19 protein-coding genes are annotated in these 14294 nt (G+C 36.9%); 7 read left to right on the top strand and 12 right to left on the bottom strand.

Annotated elements, in window-relative coordinates:
• Nucleotides 1-31: 31 nt before the first annotated feature.
• The 5 genes from ytkD to OK414_RS25450 all read right to left on the bottom strand — a co-directional run bounded on the left by ytkD (nt 32) and on the right by OK414_RS25450 (nt 2584).
• Nucleotides 32-502: an RNA deprotection pyrophosphohydrolase gene (ytkD, locus tag OK414_RS25430; protein WP_013059543.1), complete on the bottom strand. Its 471-nt coding sequence runs from the start codon at nt 500-502 to the stop codon at nt 32-34.
• Between the two features lie 104 nt (nt 503-606).
• The gene (locus OK414_RS25435; RefSeq protein ID WP_013085266.1) at nt 607-927 is read right to left on the bottom strand and encodes a hypothetical protein; all 321 of its coding nucleotides are present in this window, start codon (nt 925-927) and stop codon (nt 607-609) included.
• A 74-nt stretch (nt 928-1001) separates the two neighbouring features.
• Nucleotides 1002-1427 carry a holin family protein gene (locus OK414_RS25440; protein ID WP_013085267.1) on the bottom strand — a complete coding sequence of 142 codons (426 nt, stop codon included), beginning with the start codon at nt 1425-1427 and terminating at the stop codon, nt 1002-1004.
• Between the two features lie 79 nt (nt 1428-1506).
• Nucleotides 1507-1947, bottom strand: coding sequence for a Dps family protein (locus tag OK414_RS25445; RefSeq protein WP_013085268.1), 441 nt, complete (start codon nt 1945-1947; stop codon nt 1507-1509).
• A 163-nt stretch (nt 1948-2110) separates the two neighbouring features.
• Nucleotides 2111-2584: an S-ribosylhomocysteine lyase gene (locus tag OK414_RS25450; RefSeq protein WP_013059547.1), complete on the bottom strand. Its 474-nt coding sequence runs from the start codon at nt 2582-2584 to the stop codon at nt 2111-2113.
• A 150-nt stretch (nt 2585-2734) separates the two neighbouring features.
• On the opposite strand from OK414_RS25450, the gene yidD reads away from it, so the two are divergent.
• Nucleotides 2735-2962 (top strand): membrane protein insertion efficiency factor YidD, encoded by a 228-nt coding sequence (gene yidD, locus OK414_RS25455; RefSeq protein WP_013059548.1) that lies wholly within the window; start codon nt 2735-2737, stop codon nt 2960-2962.
• A gap of 3 nt (nt 2963-2965) precedes the next feature.
• Here the strand turns inward: yidD and OK414_RS25460 are convergent, their stop codons facing one another.
• Entirely contained in the window at nt 2966-3538 is a 573-nt protein-coding gene (locus tag OK414_RS25460) for a beta-class carbonic anhydrase (RefSeq protein ID WP_013085269.1), read from the bottom strand.
• A gap of 119 nt (nt 3539-3657) precedes the next feature.
• On the opposite strand from OK414_RS25460, the gene OK414_RS25465 reads away from it, so the two are divergent.
• Nucleotides 3658-4845, top strand: coding sequence for a GTP-binding protein (locus OK414_RS25465; RefSeq protein ID WP_080743083.1), 1188 nt, complete (start codon nt 3658-3660; stop codon nt 4843-4845).
• An 83-nt stretch (nt 4846-4928) separates the two neighbouring features.
• Nucleotides 4929-5888 carry a metal ABC transporter substrate-binding protein gene (locus OK414_RS25470; protein ID WP_013085271.1) on the top strand — a complete coding sequence of 320 codons (960 nt, stop codon included), beginning with the start codon at nt 4929-4931 and terminating at the stop codon, nt 5886-5888.
• 29 nt (nt 5889-5917) lie between these two features.
• Here OK414_RS25470 and OK414_RS25475 read toward each other — a convergent pair whose 3' ends face one another.
• Entirely contained in the window at nt 5918-6163 is a 246-nt protein-coding gene (locus tag OK414_RS25475) for a type B 50S ribosomal protein L31 (RefSeq protein WP_013059552.1), read from the bottom strand.
• Nucleotides 6164-6315: 152 nt separating this feature from the next.
• Between OK414_RS25475 and OK414_RS25480 the strand changes: the two genes are divergently transcribed.
• Nucleotides 6316-7650: a cytochrome ubiquinol oxidase subunit I gene (locus tag OK414_RS25480; RefSeq protein WP_013085272.1), complete on the top strand. Its 1335-nt coding sequence runs from the start codon at nt 6316-6318 to the stop codon at nt 7648-7650.
• Between the two features lie 15 nt (nt 7651-7665).
• The gene (locus OK414_RS25485) at nt 7666-8703 is read left to right on the top strand and encodes a cytochrome d ubiquinol oxidase subunit II (RefSeq protein WP_263045143.1); all 1038 of its coding nucleotides are present in this window, start codon (nt 7666-7668) and stop codon (nt 8701-8703) included.
• A gap of 30 nt (nt 8704-8733) precedes the next feature.
• Here OK414_RS25485 and OK414_RS25490 read toward each other — a convergent pair whose 3' ends face one another.
• The 3 genes from OK414_RS25490 to OK414_RS25500 are packed head-to-tail and all read right to left on the bottom strand — an operon-like array spanning nt 8734 to nt 10299.
• Nucleotides 8734-9192, bottom strand: coding sequence for a flavodoxin (locus OK414_RS25490; protein WP_034648580.1), 459 nt, complete (start codon nt 9190-9192; stop codon nt 8734-8736).
• 15 nt (nt 9193-9207) lie between these two features.
• A complete protein-coding gene (locus OK414_RS25495; RefSeq protein WP_263045144.1) occupies nt 9208-9963 on the bottom strand; it encodes a hypothetical protein in 756 nt (251 codons plus the stop codon).
• 54 nt (nt 9964-10017) lie between these two features.
• The gene (locus OK414_RS25500; protein ID WP_034648574.1) at nt 10018-10299 is read right to left on the bottom strand and encodes a DUF2325 domain-containing protein; all 282 of its coding nucleotides are present in this window, start codon (nt 10297-10299) and stop codon (nt 10018-10020) included.
• Between the two features lie 207 nt (nt 10300-10506).
• Between OK414_RS25500 and OK414_RS25505 the strand changes: the two genes are divergently transcribed.
• Together OK414_RS25505 and OK414_RS25510 are read left to right on the top strand one after the other, a co-directional pair.
• Nucleotides 10507-10665: a DUF1540 domain-containing protein gene (locus tag OK414_RS25505; RefSeq protein ID WP_013059558.1), complete on the top strand. Its 159-nt coding sequence runs from the start codon at nt 10507-10509 to the stop codon at nt 10663-10665.
• A 66-nt stretch (nt 10666-10731) separates the two neighbouring features.
• Nucleotides 10732-10935, top strand: coding sequence for a hypothetical protein (locus OK414_RS25510; protein WP_013059559.1), 204 nt, complete (start codon nt 10732-10734; stop codon nt 10933-10935).
• A gap of 29 nt (nt 10936-10964) precedes the next feature.
• Here the strand turns inward: OK414_RS25510 and OK414_RS25515 are convergent, their stop codons facing one another.
• Both OK414_RS25515 and OK414_RS25520 read right to left on the bottom strand, forming a co-directional pair.
• On the bottom strand, nt 10965-12008 hold the full coding sequence (locus OK414_RS25515; protein WP_016765777.1) for a ribonucleotide-diphosphate reductase subunit beta: 1044 nt from the start codon (nt 12006-12008) through the stop codon (nt 10965-10967).
• Between the two features lie 16 nt (nt 12009-12024).
• Complete coding sequence (locus OK414_RS25520) at nt 12025-14268, bottom strand: ribonucleoside-diphosphate reductase subunit alpha (protein ID WP_016765778.1); 2244 nt, start codon at nt 14266-14268, stop codon at nt 12025-12027.
• Nucleotides 14269-14294 lie beyond the last annotated feature (26 nt).

A 14294-nucleotide genomic window follows, 5' to 3' on the forward strand; every position in this document is an offset into this window, starting at 1 on the left:
AAACGGGGGGATTTTCATTGATAGGACACTTTTACAAAAATGTTCGCTTTACATATTTCATTACATATTGTAAAACATTATCTTTCATGATGAAGCTGTATGCATCATCTTGTTGAATGCCCGAAGGTAATTCATCAATCATTACGGGACCATCCGTTTCCATGTAGTCTTCTTTTTTAATTACATTTCCAATAGTAGCAAAATAAATGTTTTTAATAATGGTCTTTCCTTTACTTACTACTTTATATTGCCCAATATAAGTTAAAGAAGAGACTTCTCCGCCTGTTTCTTCAAATACTTCTCGAACCGCTGCTTCTTCTGGTACTTCATTGCCTTCTAGTTTTCCTCCGGGAAATTCTAAACCTCGTTTTGAGTGATTCGTTAGCAACCATTGATTTTCATACCTGCATACGACCCAAACATGACGTGGAGTTTTCGAGAATGGATTTTTTTCAAATGATAAAAATACTTGATTATGATATGCATCCTTAAATGTGTACATGGTCGACTCAAACTCCATTTGATTTTTCCCTTATTTTATCATACATTACGGCCATACCTGATAAGAAAAGTATGCTCGTACTTTTTTTGTTTGCTTTTTACTCCTTATTCCATTCTATCTGAAGATAAAATATTCATCTGTTTGATATGTGATTTTGTTTCATCGTCTCCTAGCTGATAAAGCATGGCATATATTTCAACTGTCGTTTTATCGTACATATCATTTTGAGAATCATGATGATATTCCAGATACGGAATATGTGATCGCCAAAAGCTTGACCAATCGCTTGAAGCACGCTGATCTAAATACGTTCTCAGCTTCTCGACTTCTTCATCTGTTGCTTCAATCGCATAATTCCAATCTGAAGCAGTATTTGACTGATTGATTTCTCCTGAACTCAAAGATATATAATATTTTTTTGTCATGAAAGATATTCAGCTCCTTCTTTCTAGTGCCAACTTATCTTTCTTATTTGTATCTTATTCTTTTTTTATACACTTTACGATTTAAAGCGGTCTTTTAAAATCGCTATTGCTTTTTTTAGCGGCTCTGGAATTGGAATTCCTACAATTCCTGCATTTTCTGTAATTGAAATCATTTCGTTTAAAATATAGAACAAAGTAGCTCCATCTCGAATAATATGACCGTTTTCCCAGAATACGGAATCGATAAAGTTTGCTACAGCAATCATGGCAAAAATAAAAATCTTTTTGGCAATTCCTTTAAAACCTACTTTGCTAGATAAACGTTTATTTATAAAAGCTGCAATCGTGCCTGTCAAATAATCCATTGTCACTAATGCTACTAAAGCCATTAGTAAATAGTCCCACTCTCCAAATAAAAAAAAAGCCAGTGAACCTAAACTTGAGATTATCAAGACAGAAAGCTTCTGCATATCCACTTTTTTCACCCTTTCAGCAGTCATATCCCTACAGTATATGCTGGTAAAAAAAAAGTGTTCGTCCATCTTACCATAAAAAAACCTGCGATTACTCGCAGGTTAGTTACTTGCCTAGGAATGATTTTAACATCCACGTATGCTTTTCTAAGCTTTGATGAATGGCTAACAGCATGTCTCCTGTTGTTTCGTCGCCCGCTTCACCGGCTGCGTCCATTCCTTCTTTTAATTCAGCAGTTAGCGTATCAAAATCGCTTACTAAAGAAGCGACCATATCTTTAGCCGTTTCGCTTCCATCCGCTTCTTTAATAGAAGAAAGTTCTAACGATTCTTTCATTGTTGCCACAGGTTTTCCTTCTAATGCTAAAAGGCGTTCTGCAAGGTCATCAATAATTGTAGCTGTTTCCGTATACAGCTCTTCAAACTTTTCATGAAGAGTGAAGAATTGTTCACCTTTTACGTACCAGTGAAAGTTATGAAGTTTTATGTACATTACACTAAAATTCGCTACTTGTTTATTAACGATTTCATTTACATTTACTGCCATGTTTTTCGCTCCTTTGTGAAGTCTTTGTATAATATAGTTGTACCCTTTTTTAGTTCATTAAAACATTTTTTTCATAAAAAGAGACATTTCCCTTTCTTTAGACTTAGAGAAACTTCTTCATCTTTTTTCAAATAAAATAAGCAGCCCAGCGGACTGCTTATTTTTAGCCAAATACTTTTTCTAAATCTTCTTTGTCCTGTTCTAGCCAGAACTTCATCAAGCGTTTTGCTCCTTCTAAATCGTGAAGTTTCGCTTGACCGCACTGCTTTTCGTTTGCTGCTGGAATTTCAGTAATGTTAATTGCATCTTTTAACGTATCGTCTAACAAATCAATAATTTCACGTACAGTCGGCTCACCGCTCACTACTAAGTAGTACCCTGTTTGACATCCCATAGGCGAAATATCAATAATATCAAAGTGATCGTATTTTTCTACATGAGTACGAATATTAAAAGCTAATAAATGCTCTAGCGTATGAATAACGTCCGGCTTCATTGCTTGTTTGTTTGGCTGGCAAAAACGAATATCAAATTTATTTACAACGCCGTCGCTTCCCACTTTGTGAACACCGCAGTGTCTTACGTAAGGTGCTTTAACTGCATTATGATCTAGCTCAAAACTTTCTACTGATGGCATAATACCACTCCTTTTTTCTTCTTTCACCTATCATAACATGCAATTCCGATATATTTCATCCATTTAATAACCTTTATTTCTTTTAGTTGCTTTTTATTCCTTCTATCCCTTATAGTATGAGCAAACACGAAAGAAAGAACGTGATAATAAATGATTGCAAAGCTTTTGCTTTTACTTATAAAAGGATATCAAAAAGGAATTTCACCTTTTCTTCCGGCAAGGTGCCGGTTTTACCCTACTTGCTCCCAGTACGGAGTTGAATCCATTAAACGCTTTGGTGCCGTAAAGGGATCTTATTTGACTGTAAAACGCATTTTAAAATGCCACCCGTTCCATCCGGGTGGCATCGATGAAGTACCTGAGAAAAAATCACACTAAGCTTTAGTTGTTTTCGATTGCTTCATACCCATTTACAACAACATCTAGCTTTCCTGTATTTGGATCAATAACTAGTCCATGTACAGGAGTATCTTTTGAAAATAGAGGATGATTACGGATTGTCTCTACACTATGCTGAACAGTCTCTTCTACTGAATCAAAACCCGTTAACCATTGTTTCAAGTCCATAGAATATTCAATAGTATTAATCACTTCATCTGAGATGCCTTTTGCTCTTACTTTCTCTAAAAAAGGTTCCGCTTGAAGTTTACCTGCTCCACAGTCGTGGTGACCAATTACACATACCTCATCTGCTTGAAGCTCGTACACAGCTACTAAAATGCTTCGCATAATACTTCCAAATGGATGTGAAACAAGCGCTCCTGCGTTTTTAACAATTTTCACGTCTCCGTTGCGCAAATTCAAAGCGTGTGGAAGTAATTCTACCAATCTTGTGTCCATACACGATAAAATAACCATTTTTTTATCAGGGAATTTGCTTGTTTCGTAAAGTTCATACTTCTTTTCTTCTACAAATTTTTGGTTGAATTCTAAAACATCTTGTAATAAGCTCATCTGCTGTCTTCTCCTTCATAAAAAAAATTCTTTCTTGTATTATAATACTTTTTCCTATAAGATGAAAAGTGTTAAATCGTAATCATTATTATTTATAAACAAGAAAGTAGGTTATAACAGTGAAAAAAATTCCCGTTACCGTTTTAAGCGGATACCTTGGTTCAGGTAAAACAACTCTTTTGAACCATATTTTAAAAAATAAAGAAGGTTTAAAGGTCGCGGTCATTGTCAATGACATGAGCGAAGTAAATATTGATGCAGACTTAGTTAAACAAAGCGGATTCTCTCGAACAGAAGAAAAACTTGTTAAAATGCAAAATGGCTGTATTTGCTGTACGCTTCGAGACGACCTAATGACAGAGGTAGAACGCCTAGCAGACAATGGTGATATTGATTATATTGTCATTGAATCTTCCGGAATCAGCGAACCTATCCCTGTTGCTCAAACATTTACTTATATTGATGAAGAGCTTGGCATTGATTTAACTCAGAAATGTTCGTTAGATACGATGGTCACTGTAGTAGATGCCAATCGCTTTTGGGAAGACTTTTCATCCGGCGAAAGCTTATTAGACCGCAAAGAAGGAACGGATGAAAACGATACAAGAGAAGTGATTGATTTGTTAATCGATCAAATTGAATTTGCAAACGTCATTTTGTTAAACAAAGTTGATTTGTTAACAAAAGATGATGCAGATGAGCTGCAGGCTGTTCTTCACAAATTAAACTCAGAAGCCACTGTTATCCAAACAATTAATAGTGACGTAAGCCTTGAAGCCATACTTCATACCGACTTATTCGACTTTGAAAAAGCTAGTCAAGGAGCCGGATGGATTAAAGAATTAAATGAGGAGCACCATACGCCTGAAACGGAAGAGTTCGGTATTTCTTCTTTTGTATACAGAAGGAATCGTCCCCTTCATCCTGAACGCTTTATGAAATGGTTAGAGAACTGGCCGGTTGATATTGTACGTGCAAAGGGATTTTTCTGGCTTGCTTCGCGTAATAATATGGCAGGACTTCTTTCTCAAGCCGGTACGTCCATTATGATTCAAGCAGCGGGTGAATGGATAGCAACTTACGAACCGGAAGAAAGAGAACAAACCTTAAAAGAAGAGCCTGAATTACGAGCAAAATGGGATGAACAATTTGGAGATCGTATTAACGAGCTTGTGTTCATTGGTATTGATATGAACAAAGCTGAAATAATTGAAACTTTAGACCGCTGTTTGCTGACAAATGAGGAAATGAATCAAGATTGGGCTACTCTCAAAGATCCCCTTCCTAAATTTACAGTAAGTGCGTAAATTTTTAGTTTTCAAATCGTAATAATTACGATATAATAACATAGGTCATAAATGGTTACGATACGAACGGAAGGAGCAACATAATGAAATTCAAACCACTTTTAATGGTGCTTGCATTAGGAATTGGAACAGCTCTTGCAGGGTGCAGTTCAAGCAGTGCAAATAACGCATCTGATAATAAAAACAAAAAATTAGAAGTTTATACAACAATCTACCCTTTACAGGACTTTACTGAAAAAATCGGTGGAAAATATGTAGAAGCTAAAAGCATTTTACCAACCGGTGTAGACGCGCACTCATTTGAGCCTACAACAAAAACAATGGTCAAAATCGCCAACGCGGACGCATTTGTTTACTCAGGAATTGGACTTGAAGGTTTTGCAGATAAAGCACAGTCTACACTTAAAAATGAAGATGTAGCTTTAGTAGAAGCTGCAAAAGGAATTAAATTAGCAAAGAGTTCTGAAGATGAGCATGCCCACGAAGACGAACATGCCCATGAAGAAGAGCATAACCACGGAGATACAGACCCTCACGTTTGGCTTGATCCTGTTTTAGCTATTCAATTAGCAGAAAATATTAAAGACGAACTTATTGAATTAAAACCAGATAAAAAAGCAGAGTTTGAAAAGAACTTCCAATCGTTAAAGACTCAGCTTGAAGATGTGGACCAAGAGTTAAAAACAACGATTGGCGACGCACCTCATAAAGAAATTTTAGTATCACATGCAGCCTATGGCTACTGGGAAAAACGATACGGCTTAAAACAAATTAGCGTAGCGGGTTTATCTCCTACAAATGAGCCTTCTCAGAAACAATTAGAAAACATCGTAAAACAGGCAAAAAAAGACCATATCAAATACTTTATCTTTGACCAAAATTTAAAGCCTAAAGTGTCTACGCTTGTAAAAAATGAAGTAGGAGCTCAAGCTTTAACACTTCATAACTTAGAGTCATTAACAAAAAACGATGTTAAAAATAAAGAAGATTATTTCTCCATTATGCAACACAACATTGATACGTTGAAAAAAGCATTATATTAATAAAAAAACTAGCCTCCCGGCTAGTTTTTTTATTGTAATTTATATTTTTGCTTAAAGCGTTCTACACGGCCGCCTTTATCAGCAAATTTTTGCTTTCCTGTATAAAATGGATGTGTATCCGAACTGATTTCAACTTTTAAAAGCGGATATGTGTTGCCATCTTCCCATTGAACGGTCTCATTTGATTGTTTTGTAGATCCTGATAAAAATGATGTTCCGCTATTTGTATCCATGAATACAACTTTACGATAGTCTGGATGAATATTTGTTTTCATTAAATATCTCTCCTTTAAAACAATATATACTTATTATAATCGTAATGATTACTATTTTCAAGTTATATGTTTTACCAATTCTGATGCATAAAGCGTGGTAAAAAGTGGACAATAAGGTTTATCAATACTTTACTGGAAAGGTTGAAAAATGAATGGATCATTTAGTTACTGCACGTTCAATGTTTGGTCTGAACATGGGAGTACATATCATTTTTGCCACTCTTGGCGTCGGCATTCCTCTCATGATTTTATTGGCTGAAATTCTTTACTACAAAACAAAAGATAAAGATTATGAACTTATGGCACAGCGTTGGACAAAAGGAGCTGCTGTCCTGCTTGGAGTCGCCATTCCTACGGGAACGATTGCTGGTGTACAATTAGCGTTGCTTTGGCCGGGTTTTATGGAAATCGTAGGAAAAGTGATGGCTCTTCCCTTTCAAATTGAAATTTATGCTTTCTTTATTGAGGCTCTGTTTCTCTCTATTTATGTATACGCAGCGGACCGTATTTCTCGAAAAATGAGGATTATCAGTCTAATTTTAGTAGCAATAGGCGCTCTTGCCTCTGCCGTTTTAATTACCAATGTGCACGCATTTGAAGGAACACCTGCTGGCTTTCGAATTTTAAATGGAGACATTGTAAGCGTAGATCCTTGGGCAGCTTTCTTTAATCCGAGCTTCTTTGTAACGTCCGGTCACGTAGCGGTTTCTGCTTATACAACCGGAGGCTTCGTCATTGCTTCAGTCGCTGCCTTTAAAATGCTTCGTGCGCGAAAACATAATCCAAGAGAATATAAGTTTCATCATAAAGCGTTGATGATGGGGTTAGTAATCGGCGGGATTTTCTCTTTTGTAACGGCTTTGAATGGACATGAATCTATGCAAAAAGTATACGAATATCAACCCGAAAAACTTGCAGCAGCTGAAGGTCTATTTGAAACGCAAGATCATGCGCCATTAGCTTTAGGCGGATTCACAGATGAAAAAGAACAGCGAGTCAAGTATGGAATTGAGTTTCCATGGATGCTCAGCTTCTTGTCGGGTAATAGCTTTAATACAGTGATTACTGGACTCAATGACTTCCCTAGGGATTATTGGCCGCCGCTTTTTGTGCATACCTTGTTTAACGGTATGGTCATTATCGGATCGATTTTAATTTTAGTGGCGTTAGTGGGCGTTGTTTGGTACAAGTTTTTAAAGAAGAAAAGCTTCCCTAAAATTTTCATGTGGGCATTTGTCGCAACGGGCCCTCTCGCGATCATGGGCATTGAATTCGGATGGATTTTCGCATGTACCGGAAGACAGCCCTGGGTCATTTACCGCATCATGCGTACATCAGAAGCAGTTACCACTTCTGCTAATTTGCATATTTTATTTTTTTTATTTTTGCTTGTTTATATCGTACTCGTGGCCGCAGTCGCCCTTGTACTGGTGTTTTATTTTAGAAGAAATCCGCTTTCTAAAGAGCTTGCTGCGCAAGCAGATTAAAAAGGATGTGAGAATATGGGTGATTCATTACTAGCAATTACTGTAATATGGGGCTTCATTTTTATCTATGCCGTAATGGGAACGATGGACTTTGGAGCTGGCTTTTGGTCGATGGTATATATTAATCGTACGAAAACAAATGCTACAGATGTAGCAAACAGATATCTATCGCCTACTTGGGAAGTAACCAATGTATTTATCGTTGCGATTGTTGTTGCGCTGTTTAGTTTTTTTCCTCGAGCTACATTTACGCTTGGCACAGTGTTACTAATACCCGGAAGTATCATTTTACTTCTCTTATCTATTCGAAGCGGATTTTTAGTGTTTTCACACTATGCTAGCAGCTTCAAATATCGGAGAGCGTTGGTTTATATATCCGGTATATCCGGCGTGTTAATTCCTGCTTTTTTAATCGCTGTACTGCCAGTAAGTCAAGGTGGATTTATTGATATAATAGATGGCACGCAGCAATTAAATTTAGCAAAAGTATTTTCAAGTCCGCACGTCTATTCATTTATCGGATTTGCCATAAGCTCTTCGCTGTTTCTATCGTCTCTGTTATTAGCAGATTACTCGAAGTCATCTGACGAAATGGAAGCTTATGCGGTCTATCGGCGTGATACGCTCATTACAGGACCTCTTTCCCTGCTAATGGCTATCTTTATTATGATTACAATGCAATCAGAAGCAAGCTGGTTATATGATAAAATGATGCAGTTTAAGCCCCTTCTTTACGGATCTGTAGGTCTATTTGTAGTAGCTGGTATTGCTCTGCTGCTACCTTCTCAAAAAGGAAAAGGCATGCCTCGTTTAGCCGTGGTATCCATTATCCTTCAATATTTCTTAGCAAGTTACGTATACGGACGAAGTCATTTACCTTATGTTGTCTATCCAAACGTAACGATTGAGAATGGATTTACACATCCCGATGCGTTTCATTCTTTATTTATTGTGTATATTGTTGGTTTTGCTATTTTATTTCCTGGATTCTTTTATTTCTGGCGTCTATTTATGAAAGATAATAAAGAATACAGCAAAAAGAAGCCATATTAAAAAACCCGGTCAGCACTTGACCGGGTTTTCTTATGAAGCAGCAGATTTTGCTACTACTTGAGCAAAACCTTTAGCAAATATCTTACATTTTTCTATATCTTCTCCAAAGGGAGAGAGCTCGATTTTCAAACCGGGAACGGCTATATTTCCATTACGTCTCTTTATTTTTTCTTCAATTAGATCAACTGCTCCGCAAAAAACATCATATGATGAATCACCTGAGCCAAATACAGCCATCTGCTTTTGACTGAGATCTATATCATCCATTTCATCATAAAGATCTAAAAAATCATCTGGCAGCTCTCCATCTCCCCACGTATAAGCTCCAAAGATAATAGATTCTGCGGATACAAGGTCAGAAGCATCAATGTCATATACTTCTGCTCGTTTCACATGTAATCCATGCTTGACTAATTCTTCTTCGATCAAATCGGCTATCGCTTCTGTGTTACCTGACATACTCGCATAAGCTAGTAAGATTTCCTTCATGTATATGACGCTCCTTTACACCAGCAGTGTCGGCCGCATCTCCCCTTCTTCAACGCATTCTCGTTGAAGAGGACAGTTTTCACACTCACTGGATGCATAATTCTTTTGAAAATGTTTTGGTTCCATTAACACACTTTTGACAATATGTAGTTGAAGTATGGATTTTTGATAATCGTCTGGTGCAATATGATAAGTTGTTGTTTCTCCAGTTAATAATGAATAAAAACGAATTTGTTCAGGAACCTTTTTAAAAGCTTGTTTCGAAAAAACGATAATAAAGTCTTTCATGGCGTTTTTCACTTCTTCATGGTCATCTAGAATGAATTTTGTTACCGTATAAGACTTCTCTGTCCATGCAGCAAAATCAATGGTTAGAGAAAGGTTGCTTTGAATTTCTTCTACATAAACGCTGTATTTCTCAAACACAAAAAGCGGTAATTCCATATGTGCTTTCTTTCCTAAAAACCTTAGTAAATAATCACTTACTTTAGCTAACACATCGTAATAGTGAACGGGTGATGAAAACATATTTGGCTTTAGACGCCAATATTTTTCAATAAGCTGTAAAACATAGAGGTTTGAGCGATACTCAACTGGCTTGCTATAGTATGTTTTAATGATTTGATGGACAGTTACTTGAACGAGCTGTTTCCAATCTATAGATGTTTTTTTCAAAAGAAGCTGCTGCTGATAAAATTTGTACGGACATCGAATAAATTGTTCGATGTGGTCGTTAGAGAGTGTCTTTATATGCACTTTTATCGGTTCCACCTATGTCTCACCACCCTAATTGAAATTCATTCTCAATAATAAATAAAAATTAAATCATGAAATTTGCTCAATCACTTTACGAATAGCACTCCATGAATGTTTGACGAAATAAATCGGTTTTTTTTGTTTTTTTGCTTTCTCTTTAATGACTTTTGCCATATTGTGATTAATAAAATCCGTAATAACTAATACAAACCCAATATGTTCGGGTATTTCTCGCTTCACCATATTGCTTTTACGGCCATCTAAATGAATTACTTCATTAAATCCTTCTCCCTCTAAACGATCTGTAATATGCTTTAACCTGTCTCCTCCTACAACCATAACTGATGACATGTTTGTTCCCTCCCAATTAATTATTCATTTAATGATTTGCCAACAACTTGTATTCTTTACTATATACACAGTTTAATTGAGAATGATTCTCTTTGTCAATGTTTAATTGATAAAAATTCTCAATTAAAATGAAAGTCTACCACCTTTCTTATAAGTTAGTTGAATTTTGACCATACTATAGCTATCACATACAAAGGAGGGTTAACGTTGGAACAAAACATTCTTTGTGAAGTAAATAACTGTCACTTTTGGAAAAATGGAAATCACTGCAGCGCAGAAGAAATTTACGTGGTAAGTCATAGCGGAAAACATGCAGCAAGCAGTTATGAAACAGACTGTAAAACGTTCAAGCCAACTGAAGCGTAACCCGCAAAAGGACAGCCTCTGGGTTGTCTTTTTTCTCTCTTCAAGATCATAAAAAAGGAGACTATTATGAAAACTGAACAACTGATTCATTTTTTTAAAGAAGAAGCAATAAAAGCAAATGAACAAACCTTTCCAATCTATGTACAATCTTTTACTCATTTATGGACATATAAATGGGGAACACTTGAAAACATTCCAGAAGAAATTGATGACTTAATTACCACACGTGCGTTAGAACTTGGACTTATTCACTTAAAAAAAGCTGACTAATCAATAAGGAAATTAGTCAGCTCTTGTATTTATAGATCATCAAATCCATTCGCATCTGATGCTTTTGTATATTGTCTTGATTTCTGTTCAAAGAAATCCGTTTTCCCTAAATCTACCTCTTGATAAGCAATAATCCAACGAAGAGGATTTTCAATCGGTGCTTCTGGGAAAGCAGCTCGGCCAAAGCCTAATTGATTACAGCGTTTATTAGCCATGTATTCAATATACTGCTGCAGTTCTTTCATCGTGATCCCGTCGAATTTTTCTCCGATAACAGATTCTGCCCATTCAATTTCAAGACGAGCTGCCTCTTGGAACGTTTCAACTACAAATGTTTCTAGCTCCTCCGTACGATAAGCTGGATTTTCATTTAGGACTTCCTTGAAAATCTTTTCAAATAACCCAACGTGAAGCTGTTCATCACGATTGATATAGTTAATCATCGTAGATGTCGCCACCATCTTTTGATTTCTCGCAAGATTATAGAAGAAAGCAAATCCGCTATAGAAGAAAAGGCCTTCTAAAATAACATCATATACCATAGACTTCAAAAAGTTTTCAACCGTTGCTTCTTCGCTAAATGCTTTATATCCGTTTGTAATAAAGTCATTTCGAGCACGAAGCTTTTCGTCTGTGCGCCAGTATTCAAATACTTCATCTTGTTTTCCTTTTGGTACAAGACTTGATAAAACATATGAATACGAATGATTATGAACCACTTCTTGTTGCGCTAAAATAATCATTAGAGCATTAATCGAAGAGTCGGTTACATAATCAGCTACTTTGCTAGCATAATCTGATTGAATACTGTCCAGTAGCGCCAGCAGGCCAATAATTTTTAAAAAGCTCTCTTGTTCGTCAGCCGTTAACCGAGGGAACTGCTTAATATCTTGACCCATATTAATTTCAAACGGCGTCCAGAAGTTAGCTAGCATACGCTTGTATTTAGGGAACGCCCATGAAAATCGGACGTCATCCCAGTTTAGAATATTTGAGCTCTTGCCGTTGATGATTCCTGTCGAACGGTTCGGAGCTGTTTCGTTCATTAATTCTCGTTTTAACATGCTTGTCATTAATTATTCACTCCTTTTAACTATGACAGCTTTCACATTCTTCAATCACTTCACTTGATGTTGAACGTACGTAGTAGGTCGTTTTTAACTTTTCTTTCCATGCCGTCATATGAAGATCCAGCAGCTCTTTTGCTCGGATATCATTTTGTACATATAAGTTGAATGAAATGGATTGATCAATATGGCGCTGGCGCTTGGCGTTTTGCTTAATACTCCAGTGCTGATCAATTAAATAAACGGACTTATAATACCAGTTTGTTGCTGGCGATAAATCTGGTGCCGTCACTGGGATTTTATAGTTTTTCTTTTCCTCTGAATAAAACTTACGGAAAATCGGATCAATACTTGCAGTAGAACCCGCGATAATAGATGTTGATGAATTAGGTGCTACAGCCATTAAGTAGCCATTTCTTATCCCATTGCTTTGAACTTCGTTACGCAGTTCACTCCACGCTTCGCTTGTGTATTTACGTGTTTCAAAATAAGCGCCTGACTCAAAATCTGAGCCTTTAAATAATGGATATGCACCTTTTTCTTTAGCTAAGTTCATGCTTGCCTGTACGGTTAAGTAAGCAATTTGCTCGTACAATTCATCGCAATATGCTACCGCTTCATCTGTTTCCCATGCTATTTTCTTTAAGGCAAGCAAATGGTTCCAACCAAATGTGCCAAGTCCTACTGCGCGGTACTTTTGGTTTGTTAGTTTTGCTTGAAGTACTGGCAAATCATTTAACTCAATAACGTTATCAAGCATGCGTACTTGAATTGGAATTAAACGTTCAAGCACATCTTCAGTTACGGCTCTCGCTAAGTTGATAGAAGAAAGATTACATACAACAAAATCGCCCGGATTCTTTGTAATAATAATTTTTCCGTCTTCCGTAATTTCCTCTGTTACGACCGTTGTGCTTTGGTTTTGCGTAATTTCTGTACATAAGTTGCTGCAGTAGATCATGCCCTCGTGGCGGTTTTGATTAGCTCGGTTAACCGTATCACGATAAAACATATAAGGCGTTCCGGTTTCAAGCTGGGAAAGCATAATGCGCTTGAAGATTTCAATAGCAGGTACTGTTTCTCTTGAAAGCTGTTCATTATTTACACACTCAGCGTAACGAGTGCGGAACGAACCGCTGCCTTCTTCTTCATCATAAAAATCTTCTAACGAGTAGCCCATCAGCGTACGAACTTCGTGAGGATCGAATAAGTGCCAGTCTTCACGTGCCTCTACTTTTTCCATAAACAAATCTGGCAAACATACACCAGTGAATAAATCATGCGTGCGCTGACGTTCGTCACCATTGTTCAAACGCGCATCTAAGAATGAAAAGATGTCTTTGTGCCATACGTCTAAATATACGGCAATAGCTCCTTGGCGTTGACCTAGCTGATCGACACTTACAGCCGTATTATTTAGCTGTTTCATCCATGGAATTGTTCCTGATGATACGCCTTTAAAACCTTTTATATCACTTCCTCGGCTTCTAATATGACCGAGGTAGACACCAATTCCGCCTCCATTTTTACTAAGCGTGGCCAAATCTGTATTGCTATCATAAATACCGCGTAAGCTGTCATCAATCGTATCAATAAAGCAGCTAGATAGCTGTCCGTAGCTCTTTCCTGCGTTTGAAAGTGTTGGTGTGGCAACCGTCATATATAGACTAGAAAGCGCCCAATACGCTTCTTTTACTAATGCTGTTCGATTTTCTTTCTTTTCTTGAGACATCAGCGTCATAGCAATGATAAGAAAACGTTCTTGCGGTAATTCGTATACGCGCTTATCATGTGATGTCGCTAAATAGCGATCTGCTAATGTCAACAATCCAATGTATGTAAATAAACGATCGCGTTCAGGAATAATGACTGAAGCAATTTCATTAATTTCTTCTTCTGTATATGTTTTTAATAGCTGCTTATTATAAATGCCGATTTTTGTTAGTTCTTGAATAAGCTGATAAAACGAACCGTACTTCTCTTTTTTATCGTAACCTCGGTTGTCCGCTGCTTTTCGATATAGTTCGTTTAAGTAGACGTCTGCCGCTACGTACGTCCAATCGGGTTCTTCCATTGAAATACGCTCTAAGGCTGCCAAAATTAGGACGTTTGCAACCTTTTCGTCCGTCATATTTTCCTTTACTGTAACAGTTTGAATAACCTTTTCCTCATACAAAGAAAAATCAAGCTGCGTAAATTCTTTTTTTAAACGTTCAATATATGCAGTTAATTCATGTAGAATTGTAGGCTTTAATGTATTCACCATAAATATGGCTCCTCTCTTCACTTCAA

Source organism: Priestia sp. JV24, from assembly GCF_025910025.1.
GTDB classification, from domain to species: Bacteria; Bacillota; Bacilli; order Bacillales; family Bacillaceae_H; genus Priestia; species Priestia megaterium.

Bases quoted from the DNA above. Each gene is read 5' to 3' on its own strand.
- ytkD (WP_013059543.1), bottom strand. From the start codon at position 502: ATGTACACATTTAAGGATGCATATCATAATCAAGTATTTTTATCATTT.
- OK414_RS25435 (WP_013085266.1), bottom strand. From the start codon at position 927: ATGACAAAAAAATATTATATATCTTTGAGTTCAGGAGAAATCAATCAG.
- OK414_RS25440 (WP_013085267.1), bottom strand. From the start codon at position 1,427: ATGACTGCTGAAAGGGTGAAAAAAGTGGATATGCAGAAGCTTTCTGTC.
- OK414_RS25445 (WP_013085268.1), bottom strand. From the start codon at position 1,947: ATGGCAGTAAATGTAAATGAAATCGTTAATAAACAAGTAGCGAATTTT.
- OK414_RS25450 (WP_013059547.1), bottom strand. From the start codon at position 2,584: ATGCCATCAGTAGAAAGTTTTGAGCTAGATCATAATGCAGTTAAAGCA.
- yidD (WP_013059548.1), top strand. From the start codon at position 2,735: ATGATTGCAAAGCTTTTGCTTTTACTTATAAAAGGATATCAAAAAGGA.
- OK414_RS25460 (WP_013085269.1), bottom strand. From the start codon at position 3,538: ATGAGCTTATTACAAGATGTTTTAGAATTCAACCAAAAATTTGTAGAA.
- OK414_RS25470 (WP_013085271.1), top strand. From the start codon at position 4,929: ATGAAATTCAAACCACTTTTAATGGTGCTTGCATTAGGAATTGGAACA.
- OK414_RS25475 (WP_013059552.1), bottom strand. From the start codon at position 6,163: ATGAAAACAAATATTCATCCAGACTATCGTAAAGTTGTATTCATGGAT.
- OK414_RS25480 (WP_013085272.1), top strand. From the start codon at position 6,316: ATGGATCATTTAGTTACTGCACGTTCAATGTTTGGTCTGAACATGGGA.
- OK414_RS25485 (WP_263045143.1), top strand. From the start codon at position 7,666: ATGGGTGATTCATTACTAGCAATTACTGTAATATGGGGCTTCATTTTT.
- OK414_RS25490 (WP_034648580.1), bottom strand. From the start codon at position 9,192: ATGAAGGAAATCTTACTAGCTTATGCGAGTATGTCAGGTAACACAGAA.
- OK414_RS25500 (WP_034648574.1), bottom strand. From the start codon at position 10,299: ATGTCATCAGTTATGGTTGTAGGAGGAGACAGGTTAAAGCATATTACA.
- OK414_RS25510 (WP_013059559.1), top strand. From the start codon at position 10,732: ATGAAAACTGAACAACTGATTCATTTTTTTAAAGAAGAAGCAATAAAA.
- OK414_RS25515 (WP_016765777.1), bottom strand. From the start codon at position 12,008: ATGACAAGCATGTTAAAACGAGAATTAATGAACGAAACAGCTCCGAAC.
- OK414_RS25520 (WP_016765778.1), bottom strand. From the start codon at position 14,268: ATGGTGAATACATTAAAGCCTACAATTCTACATGAATTAACTGCATAT.